At 64.3% G+C, this 14945-nt stretch carries 15 protein-coding genes; 9 read left to right on the top strand and 6 right to left on the bottom strand.

The annotated features are described in order from the left end of the window. Positions 1–24: 24 nt before the first annotated feature. Positions 25–705: a DUF6542 domain-containing protein gene (locus tag CTEST_RS04400; RefSeq protein WP_047252714.1), complete on the top strand. Its 681-nt coding sequence runs from the start codon at positions 25–27 to the stop codon at positions 703–705. Here the strand turns inward: CTEST_RS04400 and CTEST_RS04395 are convergent, their stop codons facing one another. Beyond that, positions 706–1659 carry a 4-hydroxy-3-methylbut-2-enyl diphosphate reductase gene (locus tag CTEST_RS04395; protein ID WP_083985428.1) on the bottom strand — a complete coding sequence of 318 codons (954 nt, stop codon included), beginning with the start codon at positions 1657–1659 and terminating at the stop codon, positions 706–708. A 95-nt stretch (positions 1660–1754) separates the two neighbouring features. On the opposite strand from CTEST_RS04395, the gene xseA reads away from it, so the two are divergent. Together xseA and CTEST_RS04385 are read left to right on the top strand one after the other, a co-directional pair. Further along, positions 1755–2996: an exodeoxyribonuclease VII large subunit gene (gene xseA, locus CTEST_RS04390; RefSeq protein WP_047252712.1), complete on the top strand. Its 1242-nt coding sequence runs from the start codon at positions 1755–1757 to the stop codon at positions 2994–2996. Positions 2997–3015: 19 nt separating this feature from the next. Continuing rightward, on the top strand, positions 3016–3264 hold the full coding sequence (locus CTEST_RS04385; protein ID WP_047252711.1) for an exodeoxyribonuclease VII small subunit: 249 nt from the start codon (positions 3016–3018) through the stop codon (positions 3262–3264). 1 nt (position 3265) lies between these two features. On the opposite strand, the gene CTEST_RS04380 is transcribed toward CTEST_RS04385, so the two are convergent. Continuing rightward, positions 3266–3838 carry a DUF4245 domain-containing protein gene (locus CTEST_RS04380; RefSeq protein WP_083985427.1) on the bottom strand — a complete coding sequence of 191 codons (573 nt, stop codon included), beginning with the start codon at positions 3836–3838 and terminating at the stop codon, positions 3266–3268. Positions 3839–4024: 186 nt separating this feature from the next. On the opposite strand from CTEST_RS04380, the gene glpX reads away from it, so the two are divergent. The 4 genes from glpX (at position 4025) to CTEST_RS04360 (ending at position 8988) form a co-directional block, all read left to right on the top strand. Continuing rightward, entirely contained in the window at positions 4025–5038 is a 1014-nt protein-coding gene (gene glpX, locus CTEST_RS04375; RefSeq protein ID WP_047252709.1) for a class II fructose-bisphosphatase, read from the top strand. A 123-nt stretch (positions 5039–5161) separates the two neighbouring features. Beyond that, on the top strand, positions 5162–6562 hold the full coding sequence (locus CTEST_RS04370) for a class II fumarate hydratase (protein ID WP_047252708.1): 1401 nt from the start codon (positions 5162–5164) through the stop codon (positions 6560–6562). A 228-nt stretch (positions 6563–6790) separates the two neighbouring features. Then, on the top strand, positions 6791–7444 hold the full coding sequence (locus tag CTEST_RS04365; protein WP_052844295.1) for a TetR/AcrR family transcriptional regulator: 654 nt from the start codon (positions 6791–6793) through the stop codon (positions 7442–7444). Continuing rightward, positions 7438–8988 carry an MDR family MFS transporter gene (locus tag CTEST_RS04360; protein ID WP_047252707.1) on the top strand — a complete coding sequence of 517 codons (1551 nt, stop codon included), beginning with the start codon at positions 7438–7440 and terminating at the stop codon, positions 8986–8988. The genes CTEST_RS04365 and CTEST_RS04360 overlap by 7 nt, the downstream gene beginning before the upstream one ends. Positions 8989–8996: 8 nt before the next feature. On the opposite strand, the gene CTEST_RS04355 is transcribed toward CTEST_RS04360, so the two are convergent. From CTEST_RS04355 to CTEST_RS04345, 3 genes are all read right to left on the bottom strand, one after another. After that, the gene (locus CTEST_RS04355) at positions 8997–9524 is read right to left on the bottom strand and encodes a GNAT family N-acetyltransferase (RefSeq protein ID WP_047252706.1); all 528 of its coding nucleotides are present in this window, start codon (positions 9522–9524) and stop codon (positions 8997–8999) included. A gap of 49 nt (positions 9525–9573) precedes the next feature. Continuing rightward, positions 9574–10923, bottom strand: coding sequence for a PhoH family protein (locus CTEST_RS04350; protein WP_047252705.1), 1350 nt, complete (start codon positions 10921–10923; stop codon positions 9574–9576). A gap of 158 nt (positions 10924–11081) precedes the next feature. After that, the gene (locus tag CTEST_RS04345) at positions 11082–11747 is read right to left on the bottom strand and encodes a type 2 periplasmic-binding domain-containing protein (protein WP_047252704.1); all 666 of its coding nucleotides are present in this window, start codon (positions 11745–11747) and stop codon (positions 11082–11084) included. A gap of 63 nt (positions 11748–11810) precedes the next feature. Between CTEST_RS04345 and CTEST_RS04340 the strand changes: the two genes are divergently transcribed. Together CTEST_RS04340 and CTEST_RS04335 are read left to right on the top strand one after the other, a co-directional pair. Further along, entirely contained in the window at positions 11811–12158 is a 348-nt protein-coding gene (locus tag CTEST_RS04340; protein ID WP_221709925.1) for a DUF5997 family protein, read from the top strand. Between the two features lie 197 nt (positions 12159–12355). Continuing rightward, complete coding sequence (locus tag CTEST_RS04335) at positions 12356–13735, top strand: MFS transporter (RefSeq protein ID WP_047252702.1); 1380 nt, start codon at positions 12356–12358, stop codon at positions 13733–13735. Positions 13736–13747: 12 nt separating this feature from the next. On the opposite strand, the gene CTEST_RS04330 is transcribed toward CTEST_RS04335, so the two are convergent. Next, on the bottom strand, positions 13748–14944 hold the full coding sequence (locus CTEST_RS04330) for an alpha-amylase family protein (protein WP_047252701.1): 1197 nt from the start codon (positions 14942–14944) through the stop codon (positions 13748–13750). Between the last annotated feature and the right edge of the window lies 1 nt (position 14945).

Here is a 14945-nt window from a genome sequence, read left to right as displayed (position 1 = left end):
ACTTCGTCCCCCAGGAGAAATAGAATGCAGGCCCCGGAACCCGCGGGCCTGCCTACCTGGTCGGGCATAGCAATAGTCCTCGCAGCCCTGATCACGGGGCTGCTGCTGAGCCTCAATTCCCAGTCGATGGGGTGGCCTTACCTGGCCTGTTTCGCCATCGCCGGCATCGTGGTGGCGGCATTCACTGAGGTCCGTGGGCTCTTCCTCACCGTCGCCTCGTTGCCGTTACTCTTCGGCATCATGACGATTGTGACCTCCTGGGTGATTGGCCGATCCCTCGCCCCCGAGGGAACCGCCGCTTTTTCCACCACGACCATCGTCACGGCGATCTACCCCCTCACCCAGTTTTTCCCTGCGCTCATTGGGACCACCCTCGCCGCCACCGTGATCGCGGTGGCTCGCGTGTGGTGGTCCAAGCGCAACGAAAAGGTCGAAGACACTCGCGCCATTGCCCGACGTCGCCGCACGGCAGAAGCCGATCGCCGCAACCGGGCGACCGCTTCCCGCGCACGCACCCAGACGAACAAGGTCACGGTTGAGGAATTGGTGGCCCGCAACCGCCGCCGCAGTCAGCGGCCTACTGAGCGGCCCTCTGAGCGGCCGGTGCGCCAGCAGCCCCAACCGCCGCGTGAGGTTCGCCGCCCCCAGTCGGAGGAACCTCAGCGCCGCCGTCATCGTCGCTTCGACGATGACCTGTACTCCTAACTAGGTACGAGCCGGGCGCAGGGCGCGCGGCAGGGAGAACACGATCTTCTCCGACGCCGTAGTCACTTCCTCCACGTTGTGGAAGCCGTGGGCTGCCAAAAGATCGAGCACCTCCCGCACGAGAATCTCCGGCACCGAGGCGCCCGAGGTCACTCCCACGGTGCTCACGCCCTCGAGCCAGGCCTCATCGATCTGGTTGGCATAATCCACGAGGTAGGACGCATTCGCCCCTGCCTCCAGGGCAACTTCCACGAGGCGCTTGGAGTTCGAGGAGTTCTGGGAACCAACGACGATCATGAGGTCGCAGCGCTCCGAAATCGCCTTCACGGCCACCTGGCGGTTTTGGGTGGCGTAGCAAATGTCATCTGACGGCGGGTTCTGCAGGTGCGGGAAACGCTCCTTGAGCAGGGCGACGATCTGCATCGTCTCATCCACGGACAGGGTCGTCTGCGACAGCCACACCAGTGGTTCGTTGTCGAGGAAGTCGGGCAGTTTTGCCACGCCCTCCACGCCGTCGACGAGGTGGGTGACCTCGGGGGCTTCGCCTGCGGTGCCTTCGACTTCTTCGTGGCCTTCATGTCCGACAAGGAGAATTTGGAATCCATCTCGGGCGAAGCGCTTGACCTCGTTGTGGACTTTGGTCACCAGCGGGCACGTCGCATCGAGGGTTTGCAGGTTGAGCGAACGGGCCTCGGAGTGCACGGCCGGGGAGACACCGTGGGCAGAAAACACCAGGTGGGAGCCCTTGGGGACCTCATCGGTTTCGTCGACGAAGATCGCCCCGCGGTCCGCTAGGGTGTCCACTACGTAGCGGTTGTGGACGATTTCTTTGCGCACGTACACCGGCGCCCCGTACTTATCCAGGGCCTTTTCTACCGTCTCCACCGCCCGGTCCACGCCAGCGCAGTAGCCGCGAGGGGCCGCCAGGAGGACCAACTTTTCATCATCGCTCATGGCCCCCACCCTAACGAAGAGTGCTGACAATGCCTAGAATTGGTGCGGCACACAGTCCGTCTTGGGCGACCACAGCAGCGATAGCGGAGGCTTTCATGACGACGACCCCTTCTACCGCGGAAGCCCCGTGGCCGGTTCGCACGCTCAATGCCCAGGTAAAGGCCTGGATTCAACGGCTCGGCACCGTGTGGGTCGAGGGGCAGCTCACCCAGGTGAACATGAAGCCGACGTGGAAGCTGTCCTACCTCACGCTGCGGGACACGGAGTCGGAGACGTCGGTCCAGCTGACCGCGTCCACGAGTTTGCTCCGCGGCTTGGCTGCCCCTCTCAAAGACGGCGACCGGGTGGTGGTGTCGGGCAGGCCCGCTTTTTACGAGGGCCGCGGCACCTTCTCCCTGTGGGTGACCGACATCCGCCCGGTGGGCATCGGCGAGCTGCTCGCCCGCATCGAGGCGTTGCGCTCACAGCTGGCCGGGGAAGGACTTTTTGATCCCGCCCGCAAACGGCAATTGCCCTACTTGCCCCAGTGCGTTGGCCTCATCACCGGCCGCGGCTCGGCCGCCGAGCGCGACGTCCTCTCCGTGGCCAAGGATCGCTGGCCCGCGGTCAACTTCCGGGTCATCAACACCCCGGTGCAGGGCGCGACCGCCGTCCCCGAGATCATCAAGGCACTTCAGCTTCTCGACGCCGACGAGGCCGTCGATGTCATCATCATCGCCCGCGGCGGTGGCAGCGTCGAAGACCTCCTGCCATTCTCGGAGGAGGCCCTCCAGCGTGCGGTGGCGGCCGCCCACACCCCCGTGGTCTCCGCTATTGGGCACGAGCCCGATAACCCGGTTCTGGATAATGTGTCCGACCTGCGGGCCGCCACCCCCACCGATGCGGCCAAGCGCGTCGTCCCAGACGTTGCCGAGGAGCGTGCCCTCGTCGGCGAAGCCCGCTCCCGCATGGCGGCAGCCCTGCGGGGCTGGGTGCATCGGGAACGGCAGGGCCTGGGGGCCCTGCGAAGCCGGCCGGCCTTGGCGGATCCGATGACGCCGATCCGACGGCGTCGAGAAGCAGTGGAACGCGCCGTGGTGCTCATCCGCAGGGACGTTCAATACCTCGTGGAACGGGAAACCTCGCGGGTGCAGTCACTGCGGGCCCAGGTCTCCGCCCTCGGACCGGCGAACACCCTGGCCCGCGGCTACGCCGTCGTCCAGGTCGTGCCGCGCGACGGCTCCGACCCAGAAGTCGTCATGTCCATCGATCAATCCCCACCGGGCAGCCAACTACGCATCCGGGTCGCCGACGGTTCCATCACGGCCGCCGGCATGTCCACCACCCCAGCCAACTAACAATCCCAGGAGAAACGCAATGAACGACAACACCGTAGGAACTGGTCAGGCCGGAGACGATGCCTTCCCGGGCGTGGAAACCCTGTCATACGAGCAGGCGCGAGACGAGCTCATCGAGACGGTTAAGATCCTCGAGCTCGGCCAAATGGGCCTGGACGAATCTCTGAAATACTGGGAGCGCGGCGAAGCACTGGCCAAGCGCTGCGAGGAACACCTCGATGGTGCCTCCCAGCGAGTGGAAGAGGCACTGGCCACCTCAGCCGAGTAGCTTAAGCAGACGGCAGCGGCGCGGAATTAATCGTCGCCGCGATGATGGTGCGGAACTCCTCCTGGGAGCCAGCGCCCGTGAACAGCAGTCGGACATCGCCCATATCGACGGCCCACAGATCTCGCACATCCGACTCATCGGAGTGATAGATCCGCACCTCCTGCCCGGCAATGTCCTCGGTGCGGGAAAGCTCCCGGAAATCACTGTCGATGTTCTTCACAGCATCATCCAGCGGCAACATCGTCTGCGTCAGCGCGATGTACCCACGATCAGCGGTCACCCAGCCCACCACCGGGGCCTGAGTACCATCAATCATCGACCGACGGGCGGAATTGGTCATCCACCCTTCCGGGTTCTCCGGCAAGCGGACGGGGAAATTCGTCGCCCGGGCCTCCATACCCATGAAGGACTCCGCATCGACCTCCCGGACCGGGCCACTCTCCGGGGCCCCGGGCTCATAGGAACACAAACCCGTCGTGCCAACCACCACAATCATCGCAATGATGATGATGCCGAGGGACAACATCATGTCCCATCCGCCTTGATAAATCCGAGGTTTTTCCGCTGCAGCCACGGCACCAAGTATGTCAGACCTGGACAGGTTCCCGGAAAATGGCCCAGAATTGGTCGACTTGCCTCGTTATTGCCCTCTTTCGGGTGGAGAAACGGCGCCTGAGGCACGTGGAAGATGCAAGAATATACGGGTGGCGGGTTACAACCCGTGTTCTCAACCCCAAAGCGCCTGCAGGAGGCCGATGACATGAATGTACGACACCCAGAGACCCCGGATCGTAACCTCGCGATGGAACTGGTCCGCGTCACCGAGGCAGCTGCACTCGCCTCCGGTCGCTGGGTCGGCCGTGGCATGAAGGAAGAGGGCGATGGCGCCGCAGTCGACGCCATGCGCCAGCTCATCAATTCGGTGAACATGAACGGTGTCGTCGTCATCGGTGAAGGCGAAAAGGACGAAGCGCCGATGTTGTTCAACGGCGAGCGAGTGGGCAACGGCGAAGGCGCCGAGGTCGACATCGCCGTTGACCCGGTCGACGGCACCACCCTGATGGCGGAGGGCCGCCCGAACGCCATCTCCATCATCGCCGCCGCCGAGCGCGGTTCCATGTATGACCCGTCCGCCGTGTTCTACATGAACAAGATCGCCGTCGGCCCCGAAGCCGCCGGCACCATCGACATCGAGGCGCCCGTCGCCCACAACATCAATGCCGTGGCCAAGGCCAAGGGCATCCTGCCTGCCGACGTCACCATTGTCGTCCTCGATCGTCCCCGCCACATCGAGCTCATCGCTGACATTCGCCGCGCCGGAGCCAAGGTCCGCCTCATCTCCGACGGCGACGTCGCCGGTGCCATCGCCGCTGCCCAAGACTCCAACTCCATTGACATGGCCATGGGCATCGGTGGCACCCCCGAAGGCATCATCACCGCCTGCGCCCTCAAGTGCATGGGAGGAGAAATCCAAGGCAAGCTCTGGCCGACCGACGACGCCGAAGCAGGTCGCGCCCGCGAGGCCGGCCTCGACGTCAACCAGGCCCTCGGCATCAACGACCTCGTCTCCTCGGACAACTGCTACTTCGCCGCCACCGGTGTCACCAACGGTGACATGCTCCGCGGCGTGTCCTACCGCGCCAGCGGCGCCACGACCCGTTCCTTGGTCATGCGCTCCAAGTCGGGCACCGTGCGCTACGTCGAATCCCGCCACCAGCTGGCCAAGCTGCAGGAATACTCCGTGGTCGACTACTCGAAGGAGCCGCACGCCTAAGCGTCGGCCCTCGCTAAATCGGGTGGAGGCGTTTCCCCGGCGTCGCCTCTTTCCTCCCCGTCCATAACGCTGTCACGCCGGGCCCTTGTCACCACAAACCTCAAACAACAAAGGTGGTTATTCATGACCGAGCAGGAATTCCGCATCGAACACGACACGATGGGCGAAGTAAAGGTCCCCGTCAACGCCCTGTGGCAGGCACAGACCCAGCGCGCCGTCGAGAACTTCCCCATCTCCGGCCGTGGGCTCGAGTCCGCTCAGATCCGCGCCATGGGCCTGCTCAAGGCCGCCTGCGCCATCGTGAATAAGGACCGCGGACTGCTCCCGGCCGAGCAGGCCGACGCCATCGTCGCCGCCGCCCAGGAAATCGCCGACGGCAAGCACGACGCCGAGTTCCCCATCGACGTGTTCCAGACCGGTTCCGGCACCTCGTCCAACATGAACACCAACGAGGTCATCGCCTCCATCGCCAAGCGCAACGGCGTCGAGGTTCACCCCAACGACCACGTCAACATGGGCCAGTCCTCCAACGACACCTTCCCCACCGCGACCCACGTCGCCGCCACCGAAGCAGCCGTCAACGACCTCATCCCCGGCCTCAAGGTCCTGCACGCTTCCCTCGCTGCGAAGGCAGCTGAGTGGAAGGACGTAGTGAAGTCCGGACGTACCCACCTCATGGACGCCGTCCCGGTCACCCTGGGCCAGGAGTTCAGCGGCTACGCCCGCCAGATCGAGCTCGGCATCGAGCGCATTGAGGCCACCGTCGAGCGTCTCGGCGAGCTGCCCATCGGCGGCACCGCCGTCGGCACCGGCTTGAACACGCCGGCCGATTTCGGCGGCAAGGTCACCGACGAGCTGATCAAGCTCACCGGCGTCTCCGAGCTCTCCGAGGCCAAGAATCACTTCGAGGCGCAGGCCAACCGCGACGCCCTTGTTGAGTTCTCCGGCGCGATGCGCGTCGTGGCTGTCTCCCTGTACAAGATCGCCAACGATATCCGACTCATGGGTTCCGGCCCGCTGACTGGCTTCGCCGAGATCCACCTGCCCGACCTGCAGCCGGGCTCGTCCATCATGCCGGGCAAGGTCAACCCCGTGCTCTGTGAGACGGCCACCCAGGTTGCCGCCCAGGTCATCGGCAACGACGCCGCCGTCGCTTTCGCCGGCACCCAGGGCCAGTTCGAGCTCAACGTGTTCATCCCGGTCATGGCCCGCAACGTGCTCGAGTCCTCCCGCCTGCTGGCCAACACTGCCCGCGTGTTCGCCGAGCGCCTCGTGGACGGCATTGAGCCAAACGTCGAGCGCATGAAGACTTTGGCTGAGTCGTCTCCGTCGATCGTCACGCCGCTGAACTCGGCCATTGGCTACGAGAACGCCGCCAAGGTGGCCAAGACTGCCCTCAAGGAGGGCAAGACCATCCGCCAGACTGTCATCGATATGGGCTTCGTCGATGGCGAGAAGCTCACCGAGGAAGAGCTGGATAAGCGCCTCGATGTGTTGGCGATGGCCAACACTGATCGCGACTAATCCGGTCAGCGTTGTCGACGACGCCCCCGCTAGCTTCGGCTGGCGGGGGCGTCTTTCGCGTGGGCGTGTACGAATTCTCTAGAATGCGATCGCCGATTCTCCGCGACCTGCGGAAACGATTGGTCGTACGATTCATTCTAGAGAATTTGTGTACCCCAACCCAAAAAACAGACCGAGTGCAACTTTGCACTTGATAGCAAAGTTGCACTGGGTGTAGGCTTCGCCATCGTGAACAACGACAAATCACGGCGGGAGCTCAAGCGAGCACGCACCCGCCGCAGGATTGAAGACGCGGCAACCGCGCTCGTCGTCAAGCATGGTTTTGACAACATCACCATCGACGACATTTGCCTCGCAGCCGACATCAGTCGGCGAAGCTTTTTTAACTACATGGAATCCAAGGACGAGGCCGTCCTGGGACACCCCCGGCTCATGATGTCCGATGATCGGCGCGCCGAGTTCGTGGCTCAGCCCTCGGCCAACGTCGTGGCCACCGCGCTCGACTACGTTGCGGCAACCCTCGACGACCTAGAGGCAGCCGATATGGAATGCGGGGCGGAGGAAGAATTTCTGGCCACGCTGAAGGAACGCCGGCACCAAATCATGACCTCTGAACCCTCCGTGGCATTGCTTTCGCTCAACCGTTTTCGGGAGCAATCCGCGCAGATGCAGGAGGTCGTCATGGAGCACCTGGAAGCCCACCCCGGCGACCGGATTCTCCAGGACGAGCCACTCGAAGTCGAAGCCTCCATCATCAACGGGCTCGTCCGGGAGGCCATCTGGCTCCAGGTCAGCCGCCCCTGCCCCACCACCGATCGCACCCAGCGCTTACGTGACGCTGGCGCCACCATCACCACATTAACCAAGGAGCTGACATGGTAACCAGCACAACTACTACCCGCGCTCCGCGCATTGGCTTCATCCTCGGCGCCCTCGTGACCACGATGCTCATGAGCTCGCTGGGCCAGATGATCTTCTCCACCGCCCTTCCCACCATCGTCGGTGAGCTCGGCGGCGTCGACCACATGAGCTGGGTCATCTCCGCCTTCCTAGTCACCATGACGATCGCCATGCCGATCTTCGGCAAGGTGGGTGACCGCATCGGGCGAAAGTGGCTCTACCTCTTCGGCATTGCCGTGTTTGTCATCGGCTCCGTCATGGGTGGATCCGCGCAGTCCATGGAACTGCTCATCGTCGCCCGCGCCATCCAGGGCTTCGGCGCTGGCGGAATGATGGTGACCTCACAGGCGATCATGGCGGAGGTGGTTCCGGCCCGCGAGCGCGGCAAATACATGGGCATGATGGGAGCCGTCTTCGGCCTGAGTTCCGTGCTCGGCCCGGTGCTGGGCGGTTGGTTCACCGACGGACCCGGTTGGCGCTGGGGCCTGTGGATGAACCTGCCACTCGGTATCTTGGCACTCCTCGTATCGTTGTTGGTGCTCGACCTGCGCAGTTCGAAGCCCAACATCCGCACCTACGACTGGCTGGGCACCGTGCTCATTGCCGTGGCTACGTTCTCGCTCATCTTGCTCACCACGTGGGGCGGGACGCAGTACGCCTGGACGTCCCCCACCATCCTGGGTCTGGGCGCCCTGACCGTCAGCGCGGCCATCGCCTTCGTCATCACTGAGCTCAAGGTCGTCGATCCCCTCATCCCCATGTCCTTGTTTGCCAACCGGAACATGGCACTGACCACCGCCGCCGGCACTGTGCTCGGTTTGTCCATGGTCGGCGCGCTGGGTTACCTCCCCACGTACCTGCAGATGGTGCACACGCTCTCCCCGACCGACGCGGGCCTCATGATGATTCCGATGATGCTCGGCATGGTGGGCACCTCCACCGTGGTGGGTTTCATCATCACCAAGACTGGGCATTACAAGTACTACCCGCTGGTCGGGATGGCGATCGTGGCGTTCGCGCTGTACCTCATGTCGCGGCTGACGGTGGATACCAGCCTGGTTCAGCTCGGCTGGCTGTTCTTTGTTTTCGGCTTCGGCCTGGGACTGGTGATGCAGGTTTTGGTGCTTATCGTGCAGAACTCCTTCCCCGTCACCCTGGTGGGGACGGCGACGGCGACGAACAACTTCTTCCGCCAGATCGGTTCCTCGTTGGGCGCTTCACTGGTCGGTTCGATGTTCATCCACAACCTGCATGCCAACCTCGCGGAGAATCTGCCGGGTGCCTTCGCCTCGATGGGTCCCGCGGGAGCAGAGATGGCGCAGCAATTCAGCGCCCAAGGTGGGGCGGCGAATTCGCTAACCCCGGCCGCAGTGAATGAGCTTCCCACCGCCGTCCGCGACGCCGTGCTTGTCTCCTACAACGACGGGCTGACGCCGGTGTTCTTGCTCATGGTGCCGCTGGCCATCTTCGCCTTCCTGCTGCTCCTGCCGGTGCGGGAGGAAAAGCTCAAGGACACCATCGACTAAAACGGGGGCTACTCACCGGGCTTGGGCAGCAACAGCTCATAGACATCCGTGTCGCGCCATTGGCCGGCGAGTTCACCGTAGGTCATCTTCGCCATGTGGTGGAAGGTGCCCACCTTCTGGAATCCGCGGGACTTGTGTAGTCCCGCGGATCCTTCGTTTTCGGGGAAGACCCAGGCGTGGATGCCCCACTTCTGCAGCTGCTGGCAGGTCTCGATGAGCTTGTCCAACAGGGCCCCAGCGACGCCACGACCGGCGGCATCGGGGTGGATGTAGATGGAGTTTTCCACCACGCCGTGGAAGACGGAGCGGGAGGAGATGGGGGCCGCAGCCACCCAGCCGAGGAGCTTGTCCGGGTCATCGATGTCCACCGCCACGAAGACGGTTTCCATCATTTTGTTCCGGCTGAATTCTTCCCAGGTGGGGGCTTTGGTTTCGTAGGTTGCGTGCCCGGATTCGAGGCCCATTTCGTAGATTGCCCGGACCTGGAGGTAGTCCTCCGGACGAATGGGTCGCAGAGTGAAGGTAGCTTCAGCCATGCCCGCGATTGTCTCCTAGTGTCCGCGTGGCCCGCAAACGCCCACGTGGTTAGTGGTTGTCTTCGAGGAGGTCGGTGACCAACTCGGCGATGGCGGAACGCTCGGATCGTTGCAGCGTGATGTGGGCGAAGAGCTGGTGATCCTTGAGCTTTTCGATGACCGCCTGCACCCCATCGTGACGTCCGACACGCAGGTTGTCGCGCTGGGCCACATCGTGGGTGAGCACGACGCGGGAACCCCGGCCCAGGCGCGAGAGCACGGTGAGGAGGACGTTGCGTTCCAGCGATTGCGCCTCATCGACGATGACGAAGGAGTCATGCAGGCTGCGCCCGCGGATGTGGGTGAGCGGAAGGACCTCGATGAGGTCGCGGGCTTGGATTTCCGCCATGACGTTGTCGGATACCAGGCCGTCCAGGGTGTCAAACACCGCCTGCGCCCAGGGATTCATCTTCTCGGTTTCCGAGCCAGGCAGGTAGCCGAGGTTTTGCCCGCCCACCGCGTAGAGGGGACGGAAGACCACGATCCGGCGGTGCTCATTGCGTTCGAGGACAGCCTCCAGCCCGGCGCACAGGGCGAGCGCCGACTTGCCGGTTCCCGCTCGCCCGCCGATGGAGACGATGCCCACGGAGCTATCCAGCAGAAGATCAAGGGCGACGCGCTGCTCAGCGGAGCGCCCCTGGACACCAAACGCCTGGCTATCGCCGCGCACGAGCCGCACGGTGCCATCCGCGCACACCCGGCCGAGCGCGGATTGGGTGTTGCTGGTGAGGGTCACGCCGCAATGGACCGGCAGGTCTTCGGCCCCGGCAACCTCGGCGCGGCCCTCCCGGTAGAGCGCATCCAAGGTCTCCGCGGTGGTGTGCAGCGATTCCATGCCCGTGTACCCGGTGAACACGACGTCCTGCGCGTGATACTCATCCGCCGCCAGCCCCACCGCGCCGGCCTTGACGCGCAGCGGCACATCCTTGGTTACCAGCGTCGTGTCATGCCCCTCCAGCTGCAGGTTCAACGCGCAGGCCAGGATGCGGTGATCGCCCTCGGTGCCACGGAATGCGGCAGGCAACCCGGATTGGTCCTGGTGGTTGAGCTCCACCCGCAGGGTGCCGCCGTCAACGTTGATGGGCACCGGCTGGTCGAGGCGTTCGTAGGTGGAGCGCAGATCCTCCAGCAGGCGCAGGGCCTGGCGGGCGAACCACCCGAGTTCCGGGTGGTGGCGCTTGGCTTCCAACTCGGTGATGACGACGACGGGCACCACGACCGCATGTTCCGCGAACTTGCGCAGCGCCCACGGGTCCGACAACAACACGGAAGTGTCTATGACGTAAGTGCGGGTGGTTACGGACGTGTGGTGGTCGAGCTGCTCGTCGCTGAAGTAGTTGGTGGTGGTCGATTCGAACATGGTCGGTGTTCTCCCCATCGCCTGGTCAGTGGCACTTTCCGCCGAGCTCACTGCCGCTCGGTTGACCCCAGATTAACGCCCCGACGTGGAAATTACATGGGTGGAAGATGAAGTTTAGGTGACATTACCTATCACTACCTATCACTACCCATCACTGCTTATCGACGCCCGCGTCGCCCACCGCGGGTGGGCGCCTTCTTCTTTGCGGGCACCTGCCCGCGCCGTTGCTGCTTGGCGAGGGTTTTCTCCCGGGCGCTGCGTTTGGGTGTGGCCTGGCGGGAGGAATTGGCGGTGCGCCCCTTGGCAATGCCGACGAAATCTTGAATCGCCTCGTTGTCATCATCCTTGCGCCACACCAAGGCAATCGAGGTGGGGGGCACGTCATCGGCGAGGTAGTCGCGGTGTTCGATCTGCTTGCGGGAGAGGACTTTGATGAGCGGGCGGGGGGCAATGAGTACGCCGACGTTGGCGGCGACGACCTGCAACCCCTCGCGCACCTTCGCCACCTCCGCGCCGGAGTAGTTGAGGATCTCCCCCGCAATATCCTCCGGCGTCACAGTATCTAACAAGGTCAGTTCACTGTCCTTGGGCAGGGCGATGCCGGGGGATTCTTCATAGAGCGTGACCACGTGGAAGGCATCATTGTCCGCCGCCAGGCGGGCGTCCGGGAGGCGGAGGAGAGCGAGGGAGGCGCGGGCGTCGACAAGCTCGGTGAGCGGATCCTCCGAATCGAGAGTGCGAAGCTCGCCGTGGCTGGTGCGCTCGCGAAAGCGTTCAAACCACTTTCCGGGCTCGGTGCCGGTGACGAAGCTTAAGGTCAGCATGGGGGTAATGCTACCGTGGGGCGTGTGAATGAAGATTCTGCACGTCAGCCGTCCGGTATTGCGATGAAGCCGCAGACCGCTGCCAAGAAGCTGGGCATCTACCTGCCCGCCACTCCAGAGGAATTCCAGAACAACGCGGTCACCCACGTCGAACTGAAGCAACTCCTGGAAAACCCGCCCGAGTGGCTGACCGAGCTCCGTCGCACCGGCCCGCACCCGCGTCCCGTTGTCGCACAGAAGCTGGGCATCACCATTGCTGCGCTCAAGCGCAACGACCTGGACAAGCCCCTGACCACCGCAGAGATCAAGGCCCTGCTCGAAGATCAGCCGGAGTGGCTGCGGACGGCACGCACGCAGCTGGCGGAGGGGCGTGCAGAGGGCACGAACACCCCCGAGGACGCTGAGTCCTAACCACCGAGGCCCCGGAGCAGCCTGAGGGGCGTCGGCGCAGGTCACCCTATATTTGCAGCTAAGGTGCCATTTTTGGCGGCGCTTACGCACCCGACCCCCTGAACGTTCTATAGGGATTCCCCTAGTTTCATGTGACGGATAACACTCTTGAATGTGATTATCCAGTTAGTCACTTGAAGCAACGAAGGGCCTCCCCCATGAACACCACCACCTGGGCATCACCCGCCCACCGCCGCACGGTGTATCTCGTGCTCGCGGTCGTCGGTATCGCGATTCTTTTCGACGGCTACGACCTCGTCATCTACGGCGCCGTCCTGTCCACGCTCCTCGAAGACCCGAGCCACATCGGCGCGCTGAGCCCGGCCGTCGCCGGCACCTTGGGCTCCTACGCCATGGTCGGCGTCATGATCGGCGCCCTTTCCGCCGGCGCCGTCGGTGACCGCCTGGGCCGCCGCAAGGTGATGCTCACGGCCATCGTGTGGTTTTCCATCGGCATGGGGCTGACCGCCCTGGCCAACTCCATCGCGATGTTCGGCTTCCTCCGCTTCCTCACCGGTCTCGGAGTGGGCATGATCGTGGCCACCGGCGGCGCCATCATCGCCGAGTTCGCCCCCGCCAACCGCAAGAACCTTTTCAACGCCATCGTCTACTCCGGCGTCCCCGCCGGTGGCGTCATGGCCTCCCTCCTCGCCCTCCTCCTCGAGGACACCATCGGCTGGCGTGGCCTGTTCATGATCGGCGCCACCCCCATCCTCTTCCTCCTGCCGCTGGCCTATGTCGCCCTGCCGGAATCCCCGCGCTGGCTCGTCTCCCGTGGCCGACGCGCTGATGCCCACGCCGTCTGCGCACGCCACGGCCTCCCGGAAGAGCAGTTCATCGTCGCCGACACCGCTGCCGTAGACGCCTCCGTCGAGCGCACCACCGCCGAGCGGGACCTAGAAAAGACCGGCTTCGCGGGTATCTTCTCCCGCTCCTACCTGCCCGGCACGATCCTCATCGGCGCGATGTCCTTCATCGGCTTGCTGTCCACTTACGGACTCAACACGTGGCTGCCGAAGATCATGCAGGCCAACGGCGCCTCCCAGCACGATTCGCTCTACTCGTTGCTCGCCCTCAACGGTGGCGCCGTCGTCGGTGGCCTCATTGCCGCCCGCTTTGCAGATCGCATCGGCGCCAAGACCGTCATTACCTCCACCTTCGCCCTGGCCGCGATCTCCCTGGCGATCCTCCCCGTCTTCGATACCGTCGCCCCGATGTACCCGCTCATCGCCCTCGCCGGCGTCGGAGTCTTGGGCACGCAGGTGCTTACGTACGGCCTGACCTCGAACTACTTCGGCACCGCCGCCCGCGCTGCCGGCGTGGCCTGGTGTGCCGGCTTCGGTCGCCTCGGCGGCATCTTCGGCCCCGCCATCGGTGGCCTCATCATCGGGGCCGGCTTCGGCGCCACCACGTCCTTCTGGCTCTTCGCCGGGGCCGCCCTCGTCGGCGCCGTGTGCACGGCGCTCATTCCCCGCTCCCCCGCCGATGTCAAGGTCGTGGTCGAGCCCGCCCCGCTGCAGCCCGCAGCTACCCGCTAAGCCCCGCGAGATTTACCACGCCAGATCCGCCGACTCCCCATCGTCAAAGCGCACCCGCGCCGTGGCGGTGGGGTTCAGTGTGAGAGACACCTCGCAGCTGTGGTCATCCTTGGTCACTCGGTAGGACAAGGCCTCGTTGCTCTTGTCCAGTACCTCCACCGTTGCGGTGGTCAGCCACGGGTGGCGGCGGCGCATGCCGATGAGCTGGCGGTAGAGATCAAACATCCACCGGCCCTGCGGCGCCAGCTGATCCGGGGAAGCGGGAAGCGGGGGTCTCAGGGCGTCATCGGTGGAGAACCCGGTGCCCTTTTCCCCCCGGAAGGCTTGTTCATCGCCGTAGTAGACGCTGGGCACGCCGGGCAGGGTGAATAGCAAGGTCGCGGCCACCGCCGCACCGGCATCGCCGACGACACTGGCAATGCGATCGACGTCGTGGTTGCCCACGAAGGTCTGCATGAATCCGCCGCGAACGAACTCGGCGTGGCGGCCCAGGGCGTGATCCAACTCCCAGAAGTTGACCTCCTTGATGGAGGACCAGGTGGCCTTCCACAGCTCGTATTGGGTCACGGTGTCCAGGTGGCCGTTGTGGATGAGGTCGAGGTAGTCGCCATGGATGATCTCGCCGAGGAAGACGGCGTCGGGATAGGTGCGCCGCACCCGGTCGGTGACCGCGGCCCAGAAGGGTGTGGGGACGGCATAGGCGACGTCGAGGCGCCAACCCGCGATGCCTTTGGCCAGCCAGTACTCCATGATGTCCACCACCAGATCTTCCGCGCGCGGATCGGCGTGGTCTAATTCGACGAGGTCGGAGTGTCCCTCCCAGCCGACGGGCTCGCCGGAGGCGTCGCGCTTGACGGGACCGCCACTGCCCACCAGTGGGTGGGAGGCTGAGACGTGGTTGAACACGCCGTCGAGAAGCACGCTGATGCCACGCTCCTGGCAGGCGGTGATGAGGCGATCGAAGTCCGCCTCATCGCCCAAGCGCGGGTCGATCTGGAAGTGGTCGAGGGTGTCATAGCCGTGGGAGACGGAGGTGAAAATGGGCGCGAGCAGCAGGGTGTCACACCCCAGCTCGACGACGTAGTCCAGCCACGTGATCAGCCGCGGGAGACGGTGGTTCGTCTCGTCCGGGTCGAAGTCCCGGAAGGGCGCTCCGGTGGCACCCAGGGGGTAGACGTGCCAGATGATGGCGTGATCAAGAAGGGACATG

The sequence above is a fragment of the Corynebacterium testudinoris genome (genome assembly GCF_001021045.1).
Taxonomy (GTDB): Bacteria; Actinomycetota; Actinomycetes; order Mycobacteriales; family Mycobacteriaceae; genus Corynebacterium; species Corynebacterium testudinoris.
Note: the sequence above shows the minus strand (reverse complement) of the source record. Positions and strands in the feature narration are given on the sequence as shown.

Coding starts and splice junctions, on each gene's coding strand:
- xseA (WP_047252712.1), top strand. CDS start 1,755: ATGACGACGACCCCTTCTACCGCGGAAGCCCCGTGGCCGGTTCGCACG.
- CTEST_RS04330 (WP_047252701.1), bottom strand. CDS start 14,944: ATGTCCCTTCTTGATCACGCCATCATCTGGCACGTCTACCCCCTGGGT.
- CTEST_RS04350 (WP_047252705.1), bottom strand. CDS start 10,923: ATGTTCGAATCGACCACCACCAACTACTTCAGCGACGAGCAGCTCGAC.
- CTEST_RS04370 (WP_047252708.1), top strand. CDS start 5,162: ATGACCGAGCAGGAATTCCGCATCGAACACGACACGATGGGCGAAGTA.
- CTEST_RS04385 (WP_047252711.1), top strand. CDS start 3,016: ATGAACGACAACACCGTAGGAACTGGTCAGGCCGGAGACGATGCCTTC.
- CTEST_RS04360 (WP_047252707.1), top strand. CDS start 7,438: ATGGTAACCAGCACAACTACTACCCGCGCTCCGCGCATTGGCTTCATC.
- CTEST_RS04335 (WP_047252702.1), top strand. CDS start 12,356: ATGAACACCACCACCTGGGCATCACCCGCCCACCGCCGCACGGTGTAT.
- CTEST_RS04355 (WP_047252706.1), bottom strand. CDS start 9,524: ATGGCTGAAGCTACCTTCACTCTGCGACCCATTCGTCCGGAGGACTAC.
- CTEST_RS04345 (WP_047252704.1), bottom strand. CDS start 11,747: ATGCTGACCTTAAGCTTCGTCACCGGCACCGAGCCCGGAAAGTGGTTT.
- glpX (WP_047252709.1), top strand. CDS start 4,025: ATGAATGTACGACACCCAGAGACCCCGGATCGTAACCTCGCGATGGAA.
- CTEST_RS04400 (WP_047252714.1), top strand. CDS start 25: ATGCAGGCCCCGGAACCCGCGGGCCTGCCTACCTGGTCGGGCATAGCA.
- CTEST_RS04395 (WP_083985428.1), bottom strand. CDS start 1,659: ATGAGCGATGATGAAAAGTTGGTCCTCCTGGCGGCCCCTCGCGGCTAC.
- CTEST_RS04340 (WP_221709925.1), top strand. CDS start 11,811: ATGAAGCCGCAGACCGCTGCCAAGAAGCTGGGCATCTACCTGCCCGCC.